Below are 24,906 nucleotides of genomic sequence, written 5' to 3'. Positions count from 1 at the left end.
TGTGGTGCGATTTTCCGTTGTTTGTGCTATCGAATTACGAATTATTATTCCGGCGCAAATCTTCCAAATTATTTCGCACAGCGATCGTATTAGGATGATTTGCCCCTAAACGCTGTTCACAAATCGCCAAAGCTTGGATGAACAAAGGTTCCGCTTCGCTGTACCTGCCTTGGGAACGGTAGAGTGCTGCCAAATTGTTCAGGCTAGATGCCACATCCGGGTGTTCATCTCCCAACAGGCGTTTATACATCGCCAAAGCTTCAATGAACAAAGGTTCTGCTTCGCTGTGTCTTCCCTGAAAACGGTAGAATGCTGCCAAATTGTTTAGGCTGAGTGCAACAAATGGGTGTTCATTTCCTAGTAAGCGTTTTCTCATTGCCAAAGCTTCGATGAACAAAGGTTCTGCTTCGCTGTATCTTTCCTGAGAATGGTAGAGAAGAGCCAAGTTGTTCAGGCTTTGTGCGACATCCGGGTGTTCATCCCCTAGCAGGCGTTTTCTCATTGCTAAAGCTTCGATAACCAAGAGTTCTGCTTCGCTATACTTGCCCTGAGAATTGTAGAGTTCTGCTAAATTGTTCAGGCTTTGTGCGACATCCGGGTGTTCATCCCCCAGTAAGTGTTTGTGAATCGCTAAAGCTTCGATAACCAAGAGTTCTGCCTCGCTGTACCTGCCTTGAGAATCGTAGAGTGCTGCCAAATTGTTCAGGCTTTGTGCAATATTTCGGTGTTTATCCCCCAACAGACGTTTATAAATCGCTAAAGCTTCGACGTACAAGGGTTCAGCTTCGCTGTACCTTCCCTGAGAACGGTAAAGTGTTGCTAAATTGTTCAGACTCTGTCCCACATACGGGTGTTCATCCCCCAGCAGGCTTTTTCTCATCTCCAAAGCTTTCAATAACAAAGGTTCGGCTTCGCTGTACCTTCCCTGAGAAAAGTAGAGTTCTGCCAAATTGTTTAGACTGAGTGCCACATACGGGTGTTTATCCCCAAAGTGTTCTCTAGTTACTGATAAACATTTTTTCCACCAAGGCAAAGCTTGCTCATAAGCTGCTTGCCCTTCGTAAAATCTACCCAAACCCACAAAAGGCCAAATTAAATCATCATCACTTAACCAAGCTTGATCAACTGTGGCAACTTCCTCAAGATGGGGGATAGCAAGGGTTGCTTGAGCAATGTCACTCAATGTTGGTGTCTTAGGAATATTACACGCTATTGCTACCATTGCCTGACAAAACCCGCGCTTGAGTTCGTCAACTTCCGCTAACTCTTCTAACTTCTGCCGTAGTAATTCCTGAATACGTTCATGAATTTGGTAAGTTTCCTCCGCCAACTCTTGCAATAAATAACGCTCAACTAAAATATTGCAGTTAGCTTTCAGGTCAAATTCTAAATTACTAGCACTTGCTGCCGATTCTACCAAAGACCAGGGAATAGGAGCTAAAGCAAACAAACTCAACAAATAAGCTAACTTTTGCGCCTCTGGTTCTAAGCACTCCCAATTCAAATCAAACGCAGCTGCTACACCAGACTCACCTGTTGCTGCTTGCTTTTGCTGTAGCCTTGCAAGGATGTCTTTTAACATAACACTCTCCCTGGTTCTCGGCTGTATGCTGCCACTTGGTACAATCCAATTGGGATATAACCCACAAACTGGCAAAGTTTTTGGGCAAATTCTAATTCTCCTTCAACTCTGTCGCGTCCCAATAGCTGTGTTAATAATTCTAAGGCGGCATCTGCTGACAATTCACCCAACGGCAGCGAAGGATATGTCAAGCCTGTATTTTGACGAGTCGTAATTAACACTTTAAACCGCGAACCTTTAGCTGGCAGATAATCTTTAATTTGCTTCCAGTCTTTCACATCATCAAACACTAATAAAACCTTGCCTGCTTGCCAATTCCGCCAGCAATAACCAACCTTACCATTCATACTTAATTCCTGGGGCGGATAAAAGTTAGGAAAATTTACCATACCAAACTCTACTAACTGTGTTCCTAATTCAGTCCCTTGGGGATTCAACCAGCAACACCCGCCAGGATAATCTTCTAAATACTGCCATGAGTATTGAATAGCCAACTCAGTTTTACCTACCCCACCTAGCCCAGTGACATCGCTAATTACAACTACATCATTTTCCTTTAATAGCTGATGTAGTTGGGCTAACTTCTCATCTCTACCGACAAACTTAATCGCATTACTCTGTTGAATATTGTGGCGAATATCAAAAGGATTGTAATGATATTTCTCTTGATCTCCATCCCAACTGCGGTAATAAAAATAAGTTGGTAGTTGTCTTTTATCTAAACTTTGAAAACGCTGCTTAACTTGTTCCGCAACAGCCACCATATCCGGCGGAAAGCTTTCAGTCACTTGTGCTAAAGCTTCATGTACCGCTTGCGAAAAATATCCCGTTTTCTCTGCCGCATTTACCTTAGCTGTTTCTCCTTCCCGCGTCGCCAGTAACACAAACTGTTGACTATCTGTTCTCGGCTTCCCACTCGAAAATATTCTTCCACCTAAATTAGTCGGTCTTCCCTGAGTTTCTAAGAAATAATTAGCACAAGCATCAATAATACAAACATGATGACGAATGCCAAACCTATCTGAACCCAATAACAGCAGCAACGAATTTAAATCTAGATTTAGCCAACTTTGCTTCGTCGCATCAGCACAAATCAACCTGCGTTCTCGTTCCGCAGAAATCAAACCATGTCCAGCCCAAAAAATGTAAAGTAAATCACCAGACTGTAGAGACAAAAAGTTAGTCACAATATCGTAGAGATTTTGTTCCGTCGCCGACTCTACTGTTAACACGCATTCCCCAACCAAGTGTTCATTTTCAGCCAACGACGACAAACACAACCGAATATTTTCCTTGGGTACACCACACGCACGCAACCACCGCGCAAACCTCAGCGCATCCTCAGCTTGTCCCCCTCCCGGTACATTCCAGCCAGCTTCGTGATATCTTTCGATACCCACAACCAGCCCATAAGTGCGTTTCGGTTCAGCCCTCAACTGCATGATGACTTAGTTTCTCTGGTTATGTGGATAAATCATTGACCTAACCCCCTAACCCCCTTCCCTAGTAGGGAAGGGGGAAATGTTAAAGCCTCTCTCCGCTTCGGGGAGAGGTTTGGAGAGGGGTTTTTTCTTTCCCGTAAACATTCGGACATCATCACAACCTCGCAAAAATCGCCTCCCAAGTTTTCGCATTAGTCCAATAAGCACCATGAGAACGGGGGAATGGCTGTTTACTATCTACCTCTACATCCTGTACTTTAGGAAAAATTCTACTACCCACATAGCTCAAAAAATCCCACAAATCATAAATATTCAACCATTGGGGGAAATGTTCTGGCAGAGGTTGACCATATTCTAGACTGTACAGGGCATTAAGCTCATATAAAAATGGTGCTTGAGAACCAACAGTAACTAATAATTCCACCTGAGATATTTGTTGCTGTACTAACAAATCTACACAAGCAATACCCCCTAAACTATGAGCAATTAAAACCACTGGCGGTTCTACCTGTTCAATTTGTTCCTGAATAAAAGCCCGAATTTTCTCCCCTCGCGCCTGATAAAGCACAATATCGCAAGGGAAAGGCGAAAATTTATCAGTGATAGCACCGCGTTTTCCCTTAACATAATTTGTTCCCAGGTGCGCCAATGGTTTGAATAACCAACCACCCAAACCTAACTCCGCCTCAGCTAAAGCCAAAATCAGCAATTCCACAACTCTATCGCGCAATTGAGCATCCGTGAGTATGGTTGGAAATCTTTCTTGTTGTTCACAAATAAACATTGCTTGCGCGACAATTGCCCTAGCCACAGCAGCCAAATACCCATTTAAATCAGACTCGGTAACTCTCGGCAAAATTTCCTCATACGGCTGAGAGTGAATAACCGCCTCTCGCGCTTCATCAAACACCCCAGCAATTCCCGCTTTGGATAATTCCGCTTCCAATTCAGCCGTAGGCGTAAAATTCTCCACCCGCGCCTGTAAAATATCTGCGGGTTGTTCCCCAAAAGGATTTACGCTACCTTCCTCAATCGATTTCAACGACAGCAAGCGCAACTCATACAAAGGGTCGCGGTATAACTCCCCCCACAGTAAAATATCTGGGTCTTCTGTTTCTGCCTCAGTTAAAGCCAGTGTTGCATCATACAAAGGCACAGATGCACCCTTAGCATTTAACTTTGTCCCACACACATCACCCCAAAGACATGGTGCAACTTTAATATCAGGTCTTTGGGCATGGATTTTTTGCTCAATAATCTTAAAATTTTCCTCGTATTCCCGTTTTCTTATCCCTGTGCCATGTACAAAGATTACGGTAGTCATAGTTAGCTGTAATTATAAGGATTGAAGCGCAAAGCTTTCCTTTGTATTATTCACAACCACCCGTGAAGATGCAAGTTTAGTTGTTGAGATTGGGTGTAAGGGTTTTAATACAGCAGATTGTAGGAGAATGAGGTACAAATTTTCCTAAAAAAGTAAGATATTAAAATACTTTCAACTCTGTTCCCTGCTGTAATTTTGCTGTTCAGCCATTGAGTGTGTAAAGTTGATACAGCACATAGCCATGAGGCTTTTAGATATGCAAAATAGAAGTTTGTAGGAACAGCAATTTAAAACTAAGTTAGTAAATCAATATTTTTAGTCAGTATGATGGAGCAAAATCAGCATCAACAGCGTAGTGCCGCTAACCAAGAATTTCAGCACTCTCTCGACCAATTGGAAAATATTTTAAACGACAGTCTGACTGAGGATGAAGAAACACAGACTGAGGAGATAAATGACGACGAATTATTTAATCAGTTGACAGATATTGATTTAGCGGCTTTTGAGGATGCGGTTGCTGATATTGAACAATATCTAGAAGAAAAGACAAAGTGATGCTTCTCTAGGCTATCGTCATTTGTCGCCGAGCTTCATACAACATTAAAGCAGCTGCGATCGCCACATTCAACGACTCCACTCCTGGACTTAGGGGAATTTTGACTTGTTTATCCGCCATTGTTGCTAAGTCTGCTGATAAACCCGCACCTTCATTCCCCAACACAATCAAACTAGGTTTGCGCCAGTCTATTTCCCAATAAGTTAATTTCGCTGTTGGTAACGTTGCTATAACTTGCATTCCTGCTTGCTGACTTTGTTGGACTGTCGTTAATAAATCTTCGCTCACCGCCATATTTAAGCGAAACCACTGTCCAGCCGTAGCACGCAGCACTTTGGGATTATCTAAATCTACACTATCCCCACTCAACCACAATCCCGATGCTCCTGCTGCCGCCGCCGTGCGAATAATTGTTCCTAAATTACCGGGGTCTTGGATGGTTTCTAAGGCTAAAACAATACCAGTGAATGGGACTTGATTTAAAGATTCGCTGCGTCTGGCTGTGGCGACTACTCCATCTGGTTGTATTGTAGTGGCGATCGCACCTAAAACTTCCTCACTGACAATTTCGACGCGATCGCAACTACTACACACTTCTTCCCACAATAAAGTATGAGCAGCTTGCCATTGTGGTGTACAACAAACCGTTACTAACGGATAATTGACAGCACAAGCTTCCTCTAATAAATGCGTCCCTTCCAGCAAAAAAAGTTCCTGCTTGTGACGCTCCTTAGTAGAGTGCAGCTTGCGGATTTGCTTGACTAGAGGATTTTGTAAACTAGTTAACACAATTTCAGGCAAAAGTAAAAAATAAAAAGTAAAAAGTAAAATATTCGTACTTTTGCCTTTTACTTTTTACCTTTAAATGCGGAACCCGGGACTTGAACCCGGAAGCCTTGCGGCACTAGAACCTGAATCTAGCGCGTCTGCCAATTCCGCCAGTTCCGCTGGCATCGTTTTTATATCGACAATTTCCAATTGTTACTTAATTATTTATTTTCGTCAAGTAATACACAAATATCTGTGTCATAGATATTGCAGATCGAAGATTGGGAACTATGATAGGTGGTTGGGTTTTCTACAGTTTAATGTCAAGTATCAAAGAAACATAGCCAAGCTTCTACGGAGTATTGAGCCTTACTCATACACCTCAGGTCAAATCATGGTTATTTTCAGCCCCGATTCCCGCCCAAATAATATATTGCTTTATACAATATGTAGACAAATTAAATCTTTACTGTAGAATCAAAACCAAACTTAAACCCTTGAAAATTAAGTATTACTTTTGGAGGTAGGCTTATTAATTCTTCTACCAGCTTACCAGATGCCAAGCTTGCACCTCAAGCAGACTCCTCAGTCTTGCAAATTTTGGGTGGGCATCCTTTGCACGGTCATGTAAAAATTAGCGGAGCAAAAAATTCAGCACTGGTAATCATGGCTGGAGCATTGCTTTGTTCTGGAGATTGTCACATCCGCAATGTTCCCTTGTTGGCGGATGTGGAAAAAATGGGACAAGTTTTATCAGCGTTGGGTGTCAGCGTCACACACCAAGGTGACATCTTAGACATTAATGCCCGCGATATTACTACATCCAAAGCTCCCTACGAACTCGTCACTCAACTACGAGCAAGTTTCTTTGCCATTGGTTCCATATTGGCAAGGCTAGGTGTGGCGCAAATGCCATTACCTGGTGGCTGTGCAATTGGTGCAAGACCAGTTGACTTGCACGTCCGGGGACTGCAAGCAATGGGAGCCGAAGTGCAGATTGAACATGGCATCTGTAATGCTTTTGTTCCAGGTGGTGGCAGATTAAAAGGAGCCAAAATTTATCTTGACACTCCCAGTGTAGGAGCAACGGAAACGTTGATGATGGCTGCAACTCTCGCTGATGGTGAAACCATCATCGAAAATGCCGCCCGTGAACCAGAAGTTGCCGACTTGGCGAATTTCTGTAACGCAATGGGAGCCAAAATTCAAGGTGCTGGCACTAGCATAATTACAATTGTGGGTGTCCCTCAATTGCATTCTGTTGACTACAGCATTATCCCCGATCGCATTGAAACCGGAACCTTTTTGGTGGCTGGTGCGATTACCCGTTCTGAAATCTTATTATCCCCAGTCGTACCAGACCATTTAATTCCTGTGATTGCCAAACTCCGAGAAATTGGCGTACCAATCATTGAGGAAGCCCCAGACTGCTTACGACTGCTACCTGCGGAAACGCTCAAAGCGACATATATTGAAACCATGCCCCATCCTGGTTTCCCCACAGATATGCAAGCACCGTTTATGGCGTTGCTCACCTTAGCTGAGGGTGACAGCATCATCAACGAATCTGTGTTTGAAAATCGCTTGCGTCATGCTTCCGAGCTAAACCGCTTAGGCGCAGATATTCGCGTCAAAGGTAATGCCGCCTTTGTCCGTGGAGTACCGACATTATCCGGTGCGCCCGTCATCGGCACAGACTTGCGAGCATCCGCAGCCCTAGTCTTAGCTGGACTAGCAGCACAAGGACAAACTATCTTTCAAGGATTGCATCACCTTGATCGCGGCTACGATCGCCTTGATCTTAAGTTGCAACAATTGGGAGCTAAAATCAAGCGCGTGAAAGAAGTCTCAACACCAGGGGTGGCTTCTAATGGCAATACTCCGCCAATCACGATTTCGACTTAGGAGTTAGGGATGAAGGGGTATAAGGGTGTAGGGGTGTAGGTGAAAGGCTTCGCCTTGGGAAAGGGGAAAAGGGTAAGGGGGAAAGGTTGTTTTTTACCCTTTTCCCTTTCACCCCTTCGGGGTGACGCTCGCAAGCTCGCTAACGCTGCGCTAACGCCAGTCGCTCATGGGGGAAACCCCCAAGACCGCGCTGGCTCACCTTTTACCTTTTCCCTTCTTCTCTTACACCCTCCCACTCTTGTTACATAATTCCTGCTCAGTTAGATGGAGATTGCTTACCCTACTTAATCGTTATACTAGCTGTGAATGGCTGTTAATTTAACAGCCTAATTCCTACAGTCTTTGTGTTCAAGCTGCCTACATCATGTCATTTATTAAAACCCCACTAACTGGTTTAAAAGCTGACTCCTTTCGTCATCCCCTAGACTTGGAATCTACTAAAGCTCTCAAACAAATACCAGGTATTGATTTGATGGTGCGAAATTGGCTTGGGCCAATGGCAGAGCAAATTTTTTATGTAGAAAATATTGCATCTAGTGTTTTAGTCAGCGAAAATCAACTGCCAGATTTACATAAATTATTACTAGAAGCTTGCAAAGTTTTAGATATTGAGCCACCCCAATTATATGTTCGCCAACATCCGGCTCCCAATGCCTATACTTTTGCCATGCGGGGTAAGCAGCCTTTTGTGGTGCTGCACACATCTTTGATAGACATTCTGACACCAGAAGAAATTCAGGCGGTAATTGCCCATGAGTTAGGGCATCTCAAATGCGACCACAGCGTTTATTTAACGCCTGTAAACTTATTAATCTTAGCTGCGGCAATTGTGCCGAATGTGGGTAATTTGCTTGCTCAAGCCATCCAAACACAACTTTTAGAATGGGTACGCTGTGCTGAGTTTACCTGCGATCGCGCCGCTTTGTTAGCCACCCAAAATCCCAAAGTTGTCATGTCCGTATTGATGAAACTCGCAGGTGGTTCACCAACCCTCGCACCGCAACTTAACCTTGATGCTTTTGTTGCCCAAGCCCGTGCTTACGATGATATTAGTAAGACAGAAGTGGGGGAAATGGTAAAAGCAGCTCGCACAGCCCAATTAAGCCATCCCGTCCCAGTGCTACGCGCCAGAGAAATTGACCGTTGGGCTAGTAGTCAAGAATATCAAACTTTACTGCAAACTCATGGGTTGAAAAGTTCGGATGAAGTAGCAAACAAAGGCGGTTGGCGTAACTGGTAAACTGCAATCTCCGTTAGGTCGTAGGCGATCGCCTTCATGTAAGATATGGGTACAGTAGACCTCTTGCAAAAGTGCTTTTGCAAGAGGTGGGAAAAGGGAAAAGGTTAAAGGGGAAGGGGAAAATACAAAACCTTTCCCCGCTTTCCCCTTCCCCTTTTCCCGACTTCTGCAAGAAGTCTAGTGTCCAAGTTAGCTAATGACCAGGTTTCCCTACGACCAATTTGCCAAAGATTATCTTCAAGAATTATTACAACCATTAGGAACAATCGAAACTAGCCGCAAAGTTTCTGCGGAAATCCGAGAAATTGACGTTTATTTCGCACCTACATCTCCATCAACAAGCGATAAACTAGAATTGGGATTATTAGGAAAAATTGCATCTGCACCAGCATTAATTGAACCCTTTAGAAACGCGGCTACAATTACAGAAATTCGCAGTTGTCTGAACAAATTATTTGATATATTTGCCCAAATCAAGCGTCAGACTAAAGTTGATCACAACCGAGTTGCAGAATCAGAATTACCGCGATTATGGATTTTATCACCGACAGCTTCGGAATCTATATTAGAGGGTTTTAGAACTAGCCAAGACCTAGAAAACTGGGAAGTGGGTGTACACTTCTTTGGTGAGTATTTTAGAACCGCGATCGTTGCAATTCATCAACTACCGCGTATTGAAGAAACACTGTGGCTAAGACTTTTAGGTAAAGGCAGAGTTCAGCAACAAGCCATAGATGAACTAGAAGCGCTGCCCCAAGATAATCCCTTGCGTGCCAAAGCAATTGATTTATTATTGAGTTTGAAGACGACCTTGGAAGTAAATCAAAATATAGACCAAGAGGATAGGGATTTAATTATGCGCTTATCACCTATTTACGAGCAAAAATTAGCAGAAGCTAAACAAGAAGGTATTCAAGAAGGTATTCAAGAAGGTCTTCAAGCAGAACGCCGTAAGGTTATAAATAATTTGTTGCAATTTCGATTTGGAACTGTAGATACGGAATTAGCAGGGATTATCCAACCTTTATTGGCATTAGCCCCAGAAGAATTTACTCCTTTATTACTGCAATTATCACGCGAAGAACTGTTGGATAGGTTTCTATAGAAGATGTTTTAAAATTTGAGAAACTTAGTGCGATCGCCTAATTTACTAGATGAATGATAGCAAAAGGCTTGTAGTGAATTTTATCAAGCAGGAAGAGTCACTGCAAATTTTGCCAACTCCTCCCATCCTCTCAAGCCAAAACACCGGATGGCCAAATGTTGGGTTATTTTACTATCGTCATCCTGCTCATTCAACAACTGAACACTATTTGACTCATCATGTCCTAGCGATCGCTTACAATCAATTTCAATTAGAAGTCCGAAAAGATAGTAAATCAAGAACTCAGCTAGTAGACAATGGTGTAATTCAATTAACACCTGCTAACGTTAGTCAGTGGTTACACTGGGACAGAGAGGGAGAATTTTTGATAGTTACCCTTTGTCCTCAGTTCATGGAGAAAGTAGTTTATGAATCAGTCAAAGGAAATGCATTTGAACTGATTCCACAATTTTCTATTATTGACCCAGTTATACAGTACACAGCAGCAGCACTAAAAGCAGCGATTGAAACCGAATCCTCACCTAATGCACTGTTTGGTGAATCAGCTGCAACAATGCTTGCCGTTCATCTACTACAAGCTTATGCTACCTGTAAGCCAGTAATTAAACATTACGGCGATGGTCTGGCTAAGAACAAGTTGCAACTAGCAATTGACTATATCAATGCAAATCTTGATCAAGATATCAAATTAACAGATATTGCCGAACTTTTAGGAATTAGTCATTACTATTTCTGCCATTTATTCAAACAATCAGTTGGCATAACTCCTCATCAATATTTGATTCAAAAGCGAATAGAAAAAGCCAAACTTCTATTAAAAAACCGAGAATTAAGCATTGCTGAAGTTGCTTTAGAATGCGGTTTTATAGACCAAAGTCATTTGACTAAACATTTCAAACGTCTAGTTGGGTTGACTCCAAAAGCGATGCGATCGCAATAGCAATAAACTACCAAAAAAATCTCAACAACATACAAGATAGTTACCAAAACTAGGGTGTAGGGTGCAGGGTGTGGGGTGTAGGGGGAAGAGAAAATTGTATTTTTGTACACACCGAAGAGAAACCACTTTCGAGTCAAAGCCCCCACCAATTACCCCACACCCTTCTTGTTGACTTTGATGTTTGCCTAAAGTAAACCTAGTAGCAACCAAGTAACTATGACTAACTCAACTCCATACAACATCGGGTTATTGATCTACCCAGACTTTACTCAATTAGATGTGACTGGCCCTTATCAAGTATTTTCCATGTTGCCTGCTGCCCATGTGCATTTAATTTGGAAAAATTTAGAACCAGTACAAGATGCAGGCGGTTTAGTTCTTCATCCCACAACGACATTTGCTAATTGTCCACAACTAGATGTGATTTGTGTTCCCGGTGGGGGAATGGGAACGATTGAAATCATGCGTGATGTGGAAGTGCTGACACTTCTCAACCAACAGGCAAAAAATGCCCAATACATAACTTCAGTTTGTACGGGATCGCTAATTTTAGCGGCGGCTGGATTACTTACAGGTTACAAAGCAAGCTGTCACTGGATGTTTCGAGATTGTCTTGCTGAGATGGGAATTACAGTCAGTCATGAACGTGTTGTCATTGATGGAAACCGAATTACAGGCGGCGGTGTTACCGCAGGTATTGATTTTGGACTCGTAGTAGTAGCGAAACTCTGTGATGAAAATACAGCAAAGTTTATCCAGCTGATTTTGGAGTATAATCCTGAACCACCATTTAATGCTGGTTCTCCGGAAACAGCAGGTAAAGTCACAAAACTGGTAAAACTTGCAGGGGCAGAAATTTTAGCAGCAACGTTGGCAGAATCTAAGCAAGTAGCAATTCGCTTAGGAATCCAGCCGTAATAGTTACTCATTTAGCAATAAAATAGTCAAGAACTTGAGCTATATTGGCAATTTCATTCCATACCATGACAGATATATCTCAGCCAATTAACCTGTGGGAGTACGAACAGTTAGCAAAGCAGCATCTATCACAGATGGCCTTTGATTACTACTGTAGTGGTGCTTGGGATGAAATTACATTACGAGATAACCGCGCTGCATTTGAAAAGATTAAATTGCGCCCCAGGATGCTGGTAGATGTAAGCGATCGCAACTTAAGCACTACTATTTTAGGACAGCCACTACAACTACCCTTATTAATCGCACCAATGGCTTTCCAGTGTCTAGCCCATTCACAGGGAGAACTGGCCACAGCCTTAGCAGCTGCTACCGCAGGTGCGGGTATGGTGTTGAGTACAATGGCAACAAAGAGCCTGGAAGAAGTCGCTGCGGTAGGTTACAAACATAATGCTTTGCAATGGTTCCAGCTTTACATCCACAAAGATCGAGGCTTGACGCGGAATCTTGTAGAAAGGGCTTACGCCGCCGGTTATCAGGCTCTTTGTTTGACAGTAGATGCGCCTATCTTAGGAAGACGAGAGCGAGATTTACGTAACGAATTTACCTTACCACCAGGATTACATTTAGCGAATATCACAAATATCTCAGGATTAGATATTCCCCAAGAATCGGGAGAATCTGGATTATTTACCTATTTTGCCCAGCAATTAAACCCTGCGGTAACTTGGGCTGATTTGGAATGGTTACAGTCTTTATCGCCATTACCTTTGGTAATTAAAGGGATTTTACGCGGTGATGATGCTGTCCGTGCTGTTGAGCATGGAGCCAAAGCAATTGTAGTTTCTAATCATGGTGGCAGACAACTGGATGGGGCGATCGCATCTTTCGATGCCCTTGCTGAGATAGTGATAGCTGTCGATGGTCAAGCAGAAATCTTGATAGATGGTGGTATCCGCCGAGGCACAGACATCCTTAAAGCCTTAGCTCTTGGTGCAAAAGCCGTACTTATCGGCCGTCCGATACTTTGGGGATTAGCTGTAGCAGGACAAATTGGTGTATCTCATATCATCTCACTGTTAGAAGATGAGTTAAGTGTGGCAATGGCTCTGAGTGGTTGTACAAGCATCAAAGACATTGACTCTAGTTTAGTGGCAGTAAAACCCTAGAAGTCTTGGTATCAAATTCTAGCTAAGTCCGGTAAAAATACAATTATTTAGCAAAATTACTTGCCACAGATTGATTAAATAGGTTATATTAGGAAAGTTGCACCCAAGGGCGGGTGGCGAAACTGGTAGACGCACCACACTCAAAATGTGGCGACCTTGCGGTCATAGGAGTTCGATTCTCCTCCTGCCCATAAATAAAGCTTTGAACTTGTAATGTACAGTGACAAATTCTTGCCTTCTTAGGCTCAATCCCGTTTGTAGGGAACTAGTGACAAATTATTGTCAGCCTTAATATGCTTTTTATTAGCGTACTTCTTAAAGTAACTGCTCAAATAAGCTTTGTAAACTTAATTTTGCAAAAAAATATATAGTAAGAGAATCGAACTCCTATCTTTCAACCCTCGATTTAAATCGGCAATCTCTCAATTACAAGTCAATCTTTTAACCTATCCTGTGCTAGAAGAGTGATTGTCTTCAAGGGGCGACAATCACCTCTAAACCTAGCCAGCTAAGGAGTTGGTAGGCACAGACCCTTTGAAAAAATTTGGTGCTGATTGAGAATGAACTGTATGAGGAGAATTGGGAGAAGCCTAAGCGTTTTTTAACCTGTTCCCAACTAGAACCACTTGCAGGGTTTTTCTGGTAATTCTCTAACCGTCGCTCTAGTTCCTGTTGTTGCGCTTCACTTAATGGAAGTTCTTCTTGTTGCGCTAAGATGCTGTTCCATAAATCTTCAGCAAGTTGAATACGTTCTGCAACGCTGAGTTCAGAAATGTCAACTTTTAAGAGATGATGGGAACTCATGAGTAAAGAGCTATGGTTTAACTTTGGTCTAATTTTACAAAATTGCGGCTTGAGGCAGCACTAAAGTTATTTGAGACGTGAAAAATTGGGAACAGTTTTGTCTCACTCTTAGGTAGGCTATCTCACGCAGTGACGCAAAGATAATTTTGCGAGTTTAGCATTAAATTCCTGTCTTTTACTAATTGATATTATGCAGAAATATACCAGTAATTTTATAAATATGGAAAAAATAATTTTTTTCAATATCGGTTGGATGAAACATTATCAAGGAATTACTGCGGTGGGGCAGGCAAACGTTTGGTATGCCCAAAGGGAACACAAAACTACTGTAGACATTCTCGAAAAAGTAGAACAATTAATCTCACAGTATCGGAATTTAGAAATTACAAAGCTGAGTAGCATTCAGCAAGAACTGGATCGAAATTTTTTTAACACTATAACTTTAGAAGATGCAAGAGAGCGAGTTTTAACGTCAATAGTTCGTCGTCGAGGACAATCTCAATTTCGCCAGCAACTTCTTACAGCCTACAAAGATAGATGTGCTATTTCTGGCTGCGACGTAGAGCAGGCTTTAGAGGCAGCACACATTATTCCTTATCGTGGGATACAAACTAATAATACTTGTAACGGATTATTGTTGAGAGCCGATCTTCACACTTTATTCGATCTCAAGCTAATTACTATCGAGCCAGAGACTATGAAAGTTTTAATTGCACCTAAATTAATGAAAACACAATGTCGGGCATTTTTTCAGAGAAAAATCTCACTTCCTGAAAGCGAGGCTGATAGACCTGATAAAAAGGCAATAGAAGAACACTATATACAGTGCAAGTGGACGAGACATAAATGAATAACTTTCAAAAACAGTTAAGAAATCGGATTAATAACCAAATTCTGGAGCATCCTTTTACAGATTATTGGGATATTTTTGTTCTTAAACATCAGCATCCTGTTAATGTTGCTCTCCATATTTTAGGGATAGTCTTTTTTTACAGTTTGCTATTTTCTGCTTGGAAGTTGCAAAATCTATGGTTACTCTTAGGATTACCCTTAACTCAGTTAATTGGATTAACAGGACATTTTTTATTTGAGCGTAGCCACATTGATTTGCAAGATGCTGTGTTTTCTTGGCGAGCTTCTTATTGTTTAGGTAGAATGCTATTCAGGGTTTTAATTGGTAAATATCAAGATGATATTCGCCAAAGAAAAGAAATATTATATAGTTACCAAAAAACTAGATATGCAGATATTTAATAATTGGAATATTATTGCTAAAGGTTGGTACATTGCCTGCCCTAGTAAGGAATTAGCTATCAGAAAAGCCAAATCAGTAGATATTTGCGATCGCAGAATTACTATATTTCGCGGTGAAGATGGGCAAGTGCGCGCGTTGGATACTTACTGTCCTCATTTGGGTACAGATTTAGGAATTGGCCAGGTTGACGGTAATTGGATTCGTTGTGCATTTCATCATTGGGCATTTGATGAAACAGGAATTTGTCAAAATATTCCCTGTCAATCAGAGATTCCAGCTAAAGCAAAAGTGCAAGCTTATGCAACAGAAGAAAAGTATGGTTTTATTTGGATTTATCCTGATGCTGTAGCACCAGAAAGTGTGGCTGATTTTGATGAATTGCAGGGTAAGGAAGTTACTGCACAAGCTGATACTGCCTTTGAAAGAAGTTGCCATCATCATATTTGTATGATGAATGGCATTGATGCTCAACATTTAAAAACAATTCATCATTTAGATATCAAAATGGATTTGTCGCTACATCGTAATCAGTTAGGTACACAAATTGACTTTACGATGCGGGGTAAATTTCCACAAACAACTTTTAGAGAACGCTTAGGGCAAAGATTTCTTGGATCTACCTATGAGTATTCAATGCGTTATGCTGATGGTTGCATCGGTTTGTTAACCATGATGAAGAATGTGCGGCTTTTTCCTCCATTGCACATGATATATGCTTATACTCCAATTGCGCCTGGGAGAACAAGAATTCAACCTATTTATGTAACCCAAAAACGTCAAGGAATCATCGGATATCTTATGAGTAAGTTTTTGCTGTTTTGTACTCGATTGGCTTACTATATGCTCAGAGATGAAGATGGCAAAATTTACGATAATATTTGCTTTAATCCGCAGTTGCTACTGAGTATTGATCAGCCTTTGGTTCAATATATGCAGTATGTTAATCAGCTAGAACCATCTAGATGGTCAAATCTGGCAAAAGATTCAAAGTTAAGTTAATTAAATTTAATGGTAGGGTTATCGACGAGATTACTGCACCATGAGCAATTTATAGTAATTATTAATAAGTAGTGTAAATAACCATTCTCGAATCTGTCACATTACTCAGTAATTTCACCATTTTGCTTATTAGAGTGTTAATTTAAGACTTCTCCTAAACGAGTATAGGTAAATTCTGAATAATGAAAAGTTGGCTGGTTCCTGTTCAAAAGCTGCAACCAAGCGATCGCATCGCTATGTATACACTACTAAATAATCACTTTAAAGGCGTAACCTGGGAAGTATTTCAGGCTGATTTAGAGTGTAAAAGCTGGACATTGTTGTTGAGAGATGACATCACCAATACTCTTAAAGGATTCTCAACTCTGATGTTGCGCCAAACGACCTTTGCTGGAGAGCAAATTAATGTGGTGTATTCAGGCGATACAATTGTTGATCCGAGTGCTTGGTCAAGTACAACTCTACCGCGTAGTTGGATTGCCGCAGTTAATTTTCTGCGTGAATATTATGCGGGAAATAAATTATATTGGTTGCTAATTTGTTCTGGCTTTCGCACCTATCGCTTTCTTCCTACCTTTTGGCAAGAGTTTTATCCTCGCTACGATGCAGCCACACCTGTCGATTTTGCAAATCTTATGGGGAATTTGGCACAAGAATATTATGGCGATTCTTATCAAGAAACAACTGGTATTGTTCGCTTCCAGAATCCCCAAATTCTGCGCGAAGGGTTAATTGAAATTCCCACAGGACGACAAACTAATCCGCATATCAAATTTTTTGAGGAAAAAAATCCTAGCTATCGTCTAGGCGATGAATTAGTTTGTTTAACTGAAATTAGTTATGAAAATCTGACCCGCGCTGGACAACGGATGTGGCAGTCAGAATCATTATTAAAATTTGTTCAAGATTCGGTTTTAATTTAACTGTTATGCATCCTACCAATCCACTTGCAAACTTTAACCATCCGACACAATTTGTAGAAGGATGGTACTGGGCTTTGCCATCTAGAGAATTAAAAGTTGGTAAGGTGAAAGCTGTAACGCTATTAGGAAGAAACCTGGCAATTTATCGTGGAGTTAGTGGTCAGGTGATGGCGGTGGATGCTTATTGTCCCCATATGGGCGCACATTTGGCAGAAGGTAAGGTAGAAGGTGATGCTATTCGCTGCTTTTTTCATAACTGGAAATATGACCAGCGCGGAATCTGTATTGATGTTCCTTCCCAAGGAAAGCCTTTACCTGTGTGCATCAAAACTTGGCAGACATCAGAAAAATATGGCATGATTTGGGTTTGGGCGGGAGAGGAAACACCTAGTTTACTGCCCTTCGTCCCGGAACTGGAACAGGTAGACTGCGATTATATGTTGGGGACTCGGTTTGTGAAAAACTGCCATCCCAATGTATTGCTGATTAATGCCATTGATGCTCATCATTTCAATACTGTACATAATCTACCTTTGGAGATTGTATTTGATTGCCAAGATTTGAATTCTAATGCGATCGCATTTAACAACACTACCAGAGGCGGCGATGATTCCTGGTTAATCCGCTTGATTAGTCCTCTATACCGCAATGAAGTTACTTATAGTATGTGCTATTGGTATGGCAGTACTGGTACTGTCACACTAGGGCCAGACTTCCTCCACTTCTACATCATATTTGCGTTGCGGATGACCGAAGGTGGTAAAACTGAGGGACAAACTATTCTTATAACTCGCAAACGTCTTGGATGTTTGGGATGGAGTATCAATCGTGGGTTGCTTTGGTTAACACAACAGGTTGGTAATTACTTCGCCAAAGGCGATACACAGGTATTTCAGACAATTCAGTTTGATTTAAAGACTCCCACTAAAGCAGACCAGTCAATTTTGCAATTTATCCAGCACGTTAATCATCAGAAAGCCTTAACTTGGGGAACTTGGGAAGCTGTTGATTCTTCGGTTTCACAAAGCCCTTCTAGGATAACCTGAGTCATATAAACTAATAAACGATTTCAGACGAGATGCTCAACTACGATGGACAACCGGATGATGTGCATCTGTTATGGGAAACATGGAAACAACAGAGTTCATAAATCTTTTCCAGCGAGCTTTTTCGTCATAAATACACTGTTTGGGTCATCATTGTAGTCTCCAAAGGGGCCACGATACTCGAACCCATACCGTATATATAAGGCTCGTGCTGGCGCGAACTCCGGGGAAGCTCCTGTTTCCAAATTCAGGTAATAGTAAACACGCTGTTGGGCTTCTTTGATGATGTGTTCTAAAATCTTGGAGGCGACACCTTTACGACGGTAAGCCTTGGCGGTACGCATTGATTTGACTTCACCAGTTCTCGCATCTAGTTCTTTTAATGCACCACATCCGAGTAATTCTTCGCCCTCCCAAGCTGAAAAGAAAGTAATATTAGGCGATCGCAATGCTTCTATATCAAGAGCATGAACGCTTTCCGGCGGGGTAATCTCATACATATTTTCGAGATGTTCCCGCAGAAGGTCAGCGATCTTTTTACTTGTCAGATCATCTTCACGAATTTGCAATCAACTCATCTCCTTAATTTCAAGATAGAGTAATGAGTTACTAACTTGAAAAGTTGTTTTAACAACATCTTTATTTGAACATGAAAAACATTGATTTGTCATATAAAATTGCCGGAATCGACTTACCACATCTAAATCCTAACGACCGATTGCAACGCATACTTAAAGCTGCATTGCCAAATCAAGGTGATAAATCTTCACAACAATTAGATTATTGGGATGCTGAATTTTTTAATCTGCATAGAGTCCAAATTTTTCAACAAGCAAGTTTAGCCGAACAATCTGCCATACTTGGGTTGACAAATCGCAGCCTGTTAGCAGAATCCTATTTCATTGAAAAAGCAGGTGTTGGTTATATGGCAAAAATGGTATTGTTAGCCGAAACTGTAGAAGAGCGAATGCTTTACGGACTATTTACGGCTGATGAAGCCACTCACCTCAGCCAAATTATTCATTTTTTACCAGAAATCGAATCAACTAACAGCAACGATCCATTTTTGAATTTATTAGCAGAAGTAGTTGAAAGTGCAGACAAAACAGTACTGTTATTTGTGCTTCAGGTTGTTTTAGAAGGATGGGGTTTAAGCCATTACCGCCGCTTGGCGAAAGAGTGTCATCATCCAATTTTGGCAGAACTTTTCACTAGTTTTTTGCAAGCAGAATCTCGTCATCATGGTACGGGAACTACATTATTTAACCAAATGTCAGTTTCAGCTGATAGTCAAGCAATAATCATGGATGTATTGGCACAGTTTCTATTTATGGTACAGGTGGGGCCGCAAAACGTGTTAGCCGCCATTGAAAAAGTGAAAGGAGATTTGACGCGATCGCAAAAAATCCAAATCCTCGAAGAATTAGATACCCAAATCCACAGTGGAACCCGATTACAAATATTGCGATCGCTCATGCGTGGTGCGTCTGCGGATGCGATCGTTCAAGCCTTAGATGAACGAGGTGCTTTTGAACCACTTCCTGCTTATCAATGTGTGTTTTAATTAGTTAATACGGAGGCAAGTTGAGCAGGACGAGACAAGTGTGGGCAATGTCCTCCAGGCAATTCAATCGCATCAACTCCCAAGCGTTTACGTGCGGTATAGCGTGACCATGCAGGAGAAATTATTCGGTCATCATTACAAAGAATATATTTATAGTCTAAATTTGGTAAAGATTTTAAAGGATTTGTCTCATAAATATATGCCATTGCTTGTTGCGATCGACTTTTTGACAACGCCCAGCGCATTACATCCGGTTGACAATCATGATAAAACAGTTCAATTAATACTGCTTCATCTGAAAAGTCTCTACCAACAGAAACAGGATTAAACATATCAGGTTCATCATGAAATTGTTGCAGTTGATTTAACTCTTTGGGTTCGTAATTTAATGAGGCAAGACTATCAGCATCAAGATTATGAGAAAATTGATTAATTGTACTAATTCCTGGGTATGGAATCAGCGCAGTCAAGAATACCAATTGGCGTACTTTATGAGCTTCTGCAACCAGAGGAATAACAGTACCAGCCATTGAATGACCAACCAGCACAATATCATCATCAGTTTTTGGCAACGCTTGAAGGACGACATCAGCAAATTGCGATAAACTTGCCGATGCATCTGCAATTGGCAAATCCATTGCGACTGTTTTATGACCTTGCGCTTCTAAGTGAGGAATTAATAAATCCCAACACCAAGCACCTTGGAATGCACCGTGAACTAAACAAAAAAGACTCATAGCGATTTTAATTAAGTTTTCTGACTTTTGCTTATTTTCTAGTTTACATCTTGCATCATTGACAAAAATATAGAGATTTTTTATGCAAAATACTATTCAACAACTCTCAGATAGTCCAACAACTTATCGCAAATTACAAATTAATCACACACGCAATAAACAGCAAGACCATACTGCTTTAATGGATGAAGCAACTGCAAACTTTCGCTATGAATATTGCCAAAATGAATACTGGAATCCAGAAGAATTTTCCCTACTCTACGGAACACCTTTATGGGAACAGTCTAGCCAACACCAAAGGATAATTTTGAATCAGCTTTACTGGGTTGCATACTATTCTCAAATCGTTTCCGCAGAGATTGCAACTATATATTTCAATCAAACTAGTGCAGCCGGACTTTATGCTCAAGAAGATTTTCGCTTAATCTGCGATACCTTAGATTTAGAATCTTCTCAAGAAAGGGCGCATATTAACGCCTTCCGTACAATTGCGAAACAAGTTGAACAAGCATTGTTTGGGGAGCCTATATTTACTTACCCCATGCGCGGCCCGTTTACCGAAACGATGGTTTATGCAGATACCAATGCTTTAAAAACTTGGTGGAAAAAGATTCAATTACAATATTTTGGGTTGATTTCTGCGAATAATACTTTTTTGGCTTGTCAGTATTTTACTGTCCGAGGAGTTAGGACACTAAATGGTAAATTAGTACAGCATAAACTCAGTAATTATTATCAGAAACATTCTCATCCTGAAGCTGCTCCGATTCCGGCTAAGATATCTTATTATCACTTTTTAGATGAAAGTTTTCACTTTAATAGTTCAACAATTATATCTCATGACGTTGTTACTTGTTTACCACAACCAACTGGATTTGAGCGATTAGTTGCTAATTTAGGATTAGTGGGATGTCAGCGCGATCATTTTCATTTTTCGGCGGCGATTAATGGGATTTTTTGGTATGAGCCAGCGTTGTATAGGAAGATTTATTATGTGCTGCGATCGCCTATCTTCAATATGAGCGATACTGATGCTAAAGAAATGATGCGTCGCTGTTTTACAGAAGAGTCTGAAGGCTTACATCGCAGTTTTGCAACTCATCAGGAAGCAATGCAATCTTATAAAGTGTATGTGGAAAAACTTGATTACCTTTGGCAGCAAAATCGAGAGATGTCAGTGATGGGTGGTAATTCGATTTCTCGGTATTTGGAGACTCAGAGAAATGCTTTTCGACGATTTGAACAGGATATGTCTCACGCAGAGACGCAGAGGCGCGGAGAGGAATGGAAGAGTTTGGTTTAAATATTATGTCTAATTTATGTACTGTTTCTTTTCCGGGAAGTGATTACCCATCTATTACTTTACCAGCCCATGAAAATTTATCTGAGCATCTGACAATTCAGAATTCGCCTGTATTGTTTGGTTGTCGGACTGGTATTTGTGGAACTTGTTTAGTTGAGGTTATTGGTGAAATTCCTCCGCCTGAGTTAGACGAGTTGGAAATGCTGAATACATTAGCACCCAACATTTTCAATGCACGGTTAGCCTGTCAGCTTGACCTTACAACCAATATCGAAATTGGCAGACTTGAACAATGAATTTGGTTAACCTTATCGCCAAAATGCTTCCAGGCGATCACTCCTGATTAGTTCTGTGAAATATTGGTTTTTTTTATCGTCAATTTAATCTAATCGCTATGATTACTGGCAATAACTCTTAATTATTGCCGTCGGTTGGGCTTTCTTTTCTTATCAGAATTTGTAGCGATATCAGCAATTTCAGCAGTGTCTAACTCAGAGGTAATTGATACTTGCTCATTATTAACTTGTGTTTGCCTATTGACACCCAACTTATCTACCTGTGTATCTTCAGAAACTTTTTCGGAACTAGTTAAATTATCTGCTTGAATCTCATCATCAATTTCTTCTTGGCTAGCTAAAAGTCCTGCGTATTTAATTCTCTCTAAGCCTAACTGAAATCCAGTGTAGTCATGAATCATCTTACTCATGTCAATATCCAACTTGTAATCACGACGCAAGTTTTGAATTGCGCTCTTAATGGCTTCAATTTCTTTAATCGCTTCATTGTCTGTATTGATATCCAAAATCCCTTCAATATCATCAAGAAGAATGACACCATCTTCACGTCTTGCAGCAATAGAATGAAGTGCAAAGAAATTTTTCTTTAAACGCTCTATTTTTTGAGATAGTCTTTCATCTGTTAACCTCTGCTGGGCACGGCGCTGCATAAGATTCAATTTTTTAAACAGAACTTTAAAGTTATTTTCAAAACTTTGAAGTGCTTTATATTGATGCTCATCCAAAGAATTTCTTTGTCGTGTCCAGTTATTAACTACTTGAATAACATTCCGAGCAAAACCAACCTTATTAATTTGTAAATTTTTGTCGGGAAACTCTAACAGACTTGCTTGTATAGCATCAAGTATAGTTTTGTTATCGATATTTCTTAAAACTAAGTCTTCATTTAAAAAATCAATTTCTGTTTGCTCTACTTGGAGAAACTCTTGCAAATACAACTTTGTGGCTTGTATGCATATTTGTAATGGAATAATATCTTCTATCTCAATTTTCGGTGTAATATTATTAGCAACTAAACAGAATTCTTCTTTCAAAGCATCAAGCTGAAGTATAAATTGCTCTTTAAGTAAGGGTCTTCTATGCTGGCCACCTTTCCCTAATAATTGCCTTTTAGCATCATTACCACTATTATCACTATCCAATAAAACGATTACAGCTGGTTGCTCAATATCCCGTCCACGAGCTAGATAGACTAAATATGGAATATGTGATGCTGAACCAGAGGGAACAATAGTGATTTGATTGAGATCTAAAGTTTCTAAATTAGGAGTGTTATTTGATCTGAGATATGTTGTAGCTCCTGCAATAAGAATTTGGTCAGAAATGCCTTCAACCATTAAGTTACAATTGCCGATGAAGGCGGTTTCGCCAACATAAGCACCAATCGAAGACCGCAGAGGTTCATAATGATTTTTAGCTGCATCTTTAACTACTCTTGTTCCTTCATCCTCATTGCCCTTCTGTAATACTCGAATACGCTCACCATGATTTTTATCAATTAAAAAAGGAGAGTGTGTTACATAAACTACTTGGATTGGATAAATTAAATGCGAACCTGGTTCGGGACTGGCAAACAGATCAAAAACTTTAAGTAAGTCTTGTTGTGCTTGACTGGATAAGTAAGCATCTGGTTCATCCATTAACAATATTTCTGTTTTACTTGTATGAGGTTCATGAGAGCGGTATTGAATGTAATAGCTGAGAAAGTATCGTAATCCTTGGCTTCTCTCATTAAATGAATATTCAGTTCCAGTTCTATCAGTTATGGTAAAAACTAAATCATAGTCTCTTGCCATAACTTTTAAGGAGAAGTTGCGGTCTTGAACCCAATAGTTTGGGAAGTTTAAATTAATAGATAATTGTCTATTAATATTATCGATGATTCCATTTGCGTACCCTTGCATCCCATTTTTAATTGCCTTAGCTAAATCTAGCAACGCATTAGTATCCACTTGGGCTATCTTGCAAATTAATTTATAAGCTAAATTAAATTGTTTCTCTCTTCTTTCTTTTTCCTTAGAACTAAAACCTACTTCATCCAGTGCCGAAATAATTGACTTGATTGTTTCAATAGCTACTGGATCAACTACGGCCTTGTCTTCACCCCAGAGCAGACGAATTCTAGTAACTAATTCTGGGTTATCACTAAAGTTATCAAGTGCGTCTACGATTCTACTTCGTTGTTCCCGATCCAGAAGTTCAAATTTTCTGCTATCGATGTACTTCTCTTCACCTAAGTGAACTAGTTTTTTTATAGGAACACTAGATGGAAGCGCAACCTCAGATTCAATTCTGAGTATTTCTGGAAGTAAGCCCTGCAACTCGCTCGCTTGTTTTGTTCCTATCTTGTATGGTCTGTAATCTCCTTTTTCCGGTAGATATACTGTTAAACTATTGATATTGTTGCGGAATACAAAAAATCTCTCAAAAATTATGTTATCAGGAATTTCAAGAATTTTTCTTAAGCTAACCTCTTCGGTCTGAGTGAGTCCAGCCCATTCAGTTCCAAAATTGGGGTATTTTAATTCATTTTGTTTAACTGTAAAAAAATGAGAATAGCGACAAAAATCACTGCGTTCTATATTTTTCCCTGATATAGCTTTTTCGATAGCACTTAATAAGTGAGATTTTCCAGATTCATTTGCACCAACAATTGTTGTGATTTTTGGATGAATTGGAACTTCAATATATGGGTAAAAAGCATCATCTATTTTTTCCCAAGGTTTAGGTTTGACCCTGTGATCATTTTTTCTGAGGAAGTCATCGTTGAATGATTTATAAAAGCGAATGAAGACTGTTTTAAGATACATAGGTTAAAACTGATAGTACACTTGTGCTTACTTCCAAGCTTACTTAGTTATATCAGTAGTTTGTAAGACACGTCATCACGTAATCAATATTGAATAGATCAGCTAAACTTTCTTTAGTTCACACTTTGCCATAATTATATATACGCCCTCTACCCTCGATATCATACAAGCGAGGATGGACAGCCTGTAACGTTGCACGATCGCAGTTTACCTCTCTACAGAA

At 40.5% G+C, this 24,906-nt stretch carries 22 protein-coding genes, 2 tRNA genes and 1 pseudogene; 16 read left to right on the top strand and 9 right to left on the bottom strand.

Annotation, left to right across the window (positions count from 1 at the left end; genetic code table 11):
- Positions 1-34: 34 nt before the first annotated feature.
- From H6G76_RS04305 to H6G76_RS04295, 3 genes are all read right to left on the bottom strand, one after another.
- A complete protein-coding gene (locus H6G76_RS04305; RefSeq protein ID WP_190695856.1) occupies positions 35-1,582 on the bottom strand; it encodes a tetratricopeptide repeat protein in 1,548 nt (515 codons plus the stop codon).
- On the bottom strand, positions 1,576-3,024 hold the full coding sequence (locus H6G76_RS04300; protein ID WP_190695854.1) for a caspase family protein: 1,449 nt from the start codon (positions 3,022-3,024) through the stop codon (positions 1,576-1,578). Before H6G76_RS04300 ends, H6G76_RS04305 begins: the two co-directional genes overlap by 7 nt.
- Positions 3,025-3,178: 154 nt before the next feature.
- Entirely contained in the window at positions 3,179-4,348 is a 1,170-nt protein-coding gene (locus H6G76_RS04295; RefSeq protein WP_190695852.1) for an alpha/beta hydrolase, read from the bottom strand.
- A 327-nt stretch (positions 4,349-4,675) separates the two neighbouring features.
- Here H6G76_RS04295 and H6G76_RS04290 point away from each other — a divergent pair, with 327 nt between their 5' ends.
- Positions 4,676-4,903 carry a hypothetical protein gene (locus H6G76_RS04290; protein ID WP_190696434.1) on the top strand — a complete coding sequence of 76 codons (228 nt, stop codon included), beginning with the start codon at positions 4,676-4,678 and terminating at the stop codon, positions 4,901-4,903.
- A gap of 7 nt (positions 4,904-4,910) precedes the next feature.
- Here H6G76_RS04290 and H6G76_RS04285 read toward each other — a convergent pair whose 3' ends face one another.
- The gene (locus tag H6G76_RS04285; protein ID WP_190696431.1) at positions 4,911-5,693 is read right to left on the bottom strand and encodes an RNA methyltransferase; all 783 of its coding nucleotides are present in this window, start codon (positions 5,691-5,693) and stop codon (positions 4,911-4,913) included.
- A 77-nt stretch (positions 5,694-5,770) separates the two neighbouring features.
- A tRNA-Leu gene (locus H6G76_RS04280) sits at positions 5,771-5,852 on the bottom strand.
- A gap of 351 nt (positions 5,853-6,203) precedes the next feature.
- On the opposite strand from H6G76_RS04280, the gene murA reads away from it, so the two are divergent.
- The 7 genes from murA to H6G76_RS04245 all read left to right on the top strand — a co-directional run bounded on the left by murA (position 6,204) and on the right by H6G76_RS04245 (position 13,137).
- Positions 6,204-7,577: a UDP-N-acetylglucosamine 1-carboxyvinyltransferase gene (murA, locus tag H6G76_RS04275; protein WP_190696428.1), complete on the top strand. Its 1,374-nt coding sequence runs from the start codon at positions 6,204-6,206 to the stop codon at positions 7,575-7,577.
- A 364-nt stretch (positions 7,578-7,941) separates the two neighbouring features.
- Positions 7,942-8,817, top strand: a complete 876-nt coding sequence (locus H6G76_RS04270; RefSeq protein WP_190695839.1) for a M48 family metallopeptidase — start codon at positions 7,942-7,944, stop codon at positions 8,815-8,817.
- A gap of 196 nt (positions 8,818-9,013) precedes the next feature.
- Entirely contained in the window at positions 9,014-9,922 is a 909-nt protein-coding gene (locus H6G76_RS04265; protein ID WP_190695837.1) for a hypothetical protein, read from the top strand.
- A 73-nt stretch (positions 9,923-9,995) separates the two neighbouring features.
- Positions 9,996-10,862 (top strand): helix-turn-helix transcriptional regulator, encoded by an 867-nt coding sequence (locus tag H6G76_RS37995; protein ID WP_190695834.1) that lies wholly within the window; start codon positions 9,996-9,998, stop codon positions 10,860-10,862.
- Positions 10,863-11,078: 216 nt separating this feature from the next.
- Complete coding sequence (locus H6G76_RS04255) at positions 11,079-11,780, top strand: DJ-1/PfpI family protein (protein ID WP_190695831.1); 702 nt, start codon at positions 11,079-11,081, stop codon at positions 11,778-11,780.
- A gap of 65 nt (positions 11,781-11,845) precedes the next feature.
- Positions 11,846-12,946 (top strand): alpha-hydroxy acid oxidase, encoded by a 1,101-nt coding sequence (locus H6G76_RS04250; RefSeq protein ID WP_190695828.1) that lies wholly within the window; start codon positions 11,846-11,848, stop codon positions 12,944-12,946.
- Between the two features lie 107 nt (positions 12,947-13,053).
- Positions 13,054-13,137: transfer RNA gene (locus H6G76_RS04245), tRNA-Leu, on the top strand.
- 388 nt (positions 13,138-13,525) lie between these two features.
- On the opposite strand, the pseudogene H6G76_RS04240 reads toward H6G76_RS04245, so the two are convergent.
- A pseudogene (locus H6G76_RS04240) lies at positions 13,526-13,750 on the bottom strand (addiction module protein); the annotation flags it as partial.
- Positions 13,751-13,970: 220 nt separating this feature from the next.
- On the opposite strand from H6G76_RS04240, the gene H6G76_RS04235 reads away from it, so the two are divergent.
- From H6G76_RS04235 to H6G76_RS04215, 5 genes are all read left to right on the top strand, one after another.
- Positions 13,971-14,600: an HNH endonuclease gene (locus tag H6G76_RS04235; protein ID WP_199337251.1), complete on the top strand. Its 630-nt coding sequence runs from the start codon at positions 13,971-13,973 to the stop codon at positions 14,598-14,600.
- Positions 14,597-15,004 carry an Mpo1-like protein gene (locus H6G76_RS04230; protein WP_190695818.1) on the top strand — a complete coding sequence of 136 codons (408 nt, stop codon included), beginning with the start codon at positions 14,597-14,599 and terminating at the stop codon, positions 15,002-15,004. The genes H6G76_RS04235 and H6G76_RS04230 overlap by 4 nt, the downstream gene beginning before the upstream one ends.
- Positions 14,991-16,004 carry an aromatic ring-hydroxylating dioxygenase subunit alpha gene (locus H6G76_RS04225; protein ID WP_190695814.1) on the top strand — a complete coding sequence of 338 codons (1,014 nt, stop codon included), beginning with the start codon at positions 14,991-14,993 and terminating at the stop codon, positions 16,002-16,004. Before H6G76_RS04230 ends, H6G76_RS04225 begins: the two co-directional genes overlap by 14 nt.
- A 182-nt stretch (positions 16,005-16,186) precedes the next feature.
- Positions 16,187-16,927, top strand: coding sequence for a hypothetical protein (locus tag H6G76_RS04220; RefSeq protein WP_190695810.1), 741 nt, complete (start codon positions 16,187-16,189; stop codon positions 16,925-16,927).
- Positions 16,928-16,932: 5 nt separating this feature from the next.
- Positions 16,933-17,973 (top strand): aromatic ring-hydroxylating dioxygenase subunit alpha, encoded by a 1,041-nt coding sequence (locus H6G76_RS04215; RefSeq protein ID WP_190695807.1) that lies wholly within the window; start codon positions 16,933-16,935, stop codon positions 17,971-17,973.
- Positions 17,974-18,071: 98 nt separating this feature from the next.
- On the opposite strand, the gene H6G76_RS04210 is transcribed toward H6G76_RS04215, so the two are convergent.
- The gene (locus H6G76_RS04210; protein ID WP_190695804.1) at positions 18,072-18,542 is read right to left on the bottom strand and encodes a GNAT family N-acetyltransferase; all 471 of its coding nucleotides are present in this window, start codon (positions 18,540-18,542) and stop codon (positions 18,072-18,074) included.
- A gap of 80 nt (positions 18,543-18,622) precedes the next feature.
- On the opposite strand from H6G76_RS04210, the gene H6G76_RS04205 reads away from it, so the two are divergent.
- Positions 18,623-19,537: a ferritin-like domain-containing protein gene (locus H6G76_RS04205; RefSeq protein WP_190695799.1), complete on the top strand. Its 915-nt coding sequence runs from the start codon at positions 18,623-18,625 to the stop codon at positions 19,535-19,537.
- Here H6G76_RS04205 and H6G76_RS04200 read toward each other — a convergent pair.
- Positions 19,534-20,274, bottom strand: a complete 741-nt coding sequence (locus H6G76_RS04200) for an alpha/beta fold hydrolase (protein ID WP_190695796.1) — start codon at positions 20,272-20,274, stop codon at positions 19,534-19,536. The genes H6G76_RS04205 and H6G76_RS04200 overlap by 4 nt on opposite strands.
- 82 nt (positions 20,275-20,356) lie before the next feature.
- On the opposite strand from H6G76_RS04200, the gene H6G76_RS04195 reads away from it, so the two are divergent.
- Positions 20,357-21,577: a P-aminobenzoate N-oxygenase AurF gene (locus H6G76_RS04195; RefSeq protein ID WP_190695793.1), complete on the top strand. Its 1,221-nt coding sequence runs from the start codon at positions 20,357-20,359 to the stop codon at positions 21,575-21,577.
- 5 nt (positions 21,578-21,582) lie between these two features.
- The gene (locus H6G76_RS04190; RefSeq protein WP_190695788.1) at positions 21,583-21,873 is read left to right on the top strand and encodes a 2Fe-2S iron-sulfur cluster-binding protein; all 291 of its coding nucleotides are present in this window, start codon (positions 21,583-21,585) and stop codon (positions 21,871-21,873) included.
- Positions 21,874-21,995: 122 nt separating this feature from the next.
- Here the strand turns inward: H6G76_RS04190 and H6G76_RS04185 are convergent, their stop codons facing one another.
- Positions 21,996-24,683 (bottom strand): AAA family ATPase, encoded by a 2,688-nt coding sequence (locus tag H6G76_RS04185; protein ID WP_190695784.1) that lies wholly within the window; start codon positions 24,681-24,683, stop codon positions 21,996-21,998.
- Positions 24,684-24,906: the final 223 nt, after the last annotated feature.

The organism is Nostoc sp. FACHB-152 (assembly GCF_014697475.1).
GTDB lineage: Bacteria > Cyanobacteriota > Cyanobacteriia > Cyanobacteriales > Nostocaceae > Nostoc_B.
The sequence above is the reverse complement of the archived record's forward strand: the minus strand, read 5'-3'. Positions and strand labels throughout refer to the sequence as shown.

Bases quoted from the DNA above. Each gene is read 5' to 3' on its own strand.
- H6G76_RS04305 (WP_190695856.1), bottom strand. From the start codon at position 1,582: ATGTTAAAAGACATCCTTGCAAGGCTACAGCAAAAGCAAGCAGCAACA.
- H6G76_RS04300 (WP_190695854.1), bottom strand. From the start codon at position 3,024: ATGCAGTTGAGGGCTGAACCGAAACGCACTTATGGGCTGGTTGTGGGT.
- H6G76_RS04295 (WP_190695852.1), bottom strand. From the start codon at position 4,348: ATGACTACCGTAATCTTTGTACATGGCACAGGGATAAGAAAACGGGAA.
- H6G76_RS04290 (WP_190696434.1), top strand. From the start codon at position 4,676: ATGGAGCAAAATCAGCATCAACAGCGTAGTGCCGCTAACCAAGAATTT.
- H6G76_RS04270 (WP_190695839.1), top strand. From the start codon at position 7,942: ATGTCATTTATTAAAACCCCACTAACTGGTTTAAAAGCTGACTCCTTT.
- H6G76_RS04265 (WP_190695837.1), top strand. From the start codon at position 9,014: ATGACCAGGTTTCCCTACGACCAATTTGCCAAAGATTATCTTCAAGAA.
- H6G76_RS04255 (WP_190695831.1), top strand. From the start codon at position 11,079: ATGACTAACTCAACTCCATACAACATCGGGTTATTGATCTACCCAGAC.
- H6G76_RS04250 (WP_190695828.1), top strand. From the start codon at position 11,846: ATGACAGATATATCTCAGCCAATTAACCTGTGGGAGTACGAACAGTTA.
- H6G76_RS04235 (WP_199337251.1), top strand. From the start codon at position 13,971: ATGGAAAAAATAATTTTTTTCAATATCGGTTGGATGAAACATTATCAA.
- H6G76_RS04230 (WP_190695818.1), top strand. From the start codon at position 14,597: ATGAATAACTTTCAAAAACAGTTAAGAAATCGGATTAATAACCAAATT.
- H6G76_RS04225 (WP_190695814.1), top strand. From the start codon at position 14,991: ATGCAGATATTTAATAATTGGAATATTATTGCTAAAGGTTGGTACATT.
- H6G76_RS04220 (WP_190695810.1), top strand. From the start codon at position 16,187: ATGAAAAGTTGGCTGGTTCCTGTTCAAAAGCTGCAACCAAGCGATCGC.
- H6G76_RS04215 (WP_190695807.1), top strand. From the start codon at position 16,933: ATGCATCCTACCAATCCACTTGCAAACTTTAACCATCCGACACAATTT.
- H6G76_RS04205 (WP_190695799.1), top strand. From the start codon at position 18,623: ATGAAAAACATTGATTTGTCATATAAAATTGCCGGAATCGACTTACCA.
- H6G76_RS04200 (WP_190695796.1), bottom strand. From the start codon at position 20,274: ATGAGTCTTTTTTGTTTAGTTCACGGTGCATTCCAAGGTGCTTGGTGT.
- H6G76_RS04195 (WP_190695793.1), top strand. From the start codon at position 20,357: ATGCAAAATACTATTCAACAACTCTCAGATAGTCCAACAACTTATCGC.
- H6G76_RS04190 (WP_190695788.1), top strand. From the start codon at position 21,583: ATGTCTAATTTATGTACTGTTTCTTTTCCGGGAAGTGATTACCCATCT.
- H6G76_RS04185 (WP_190695784.1), bottom strand. From the start codon at position 24,683: ATGTATCTTAAAACAGTCTTCATTCGCTTTTATAAATCATTCAACGAT.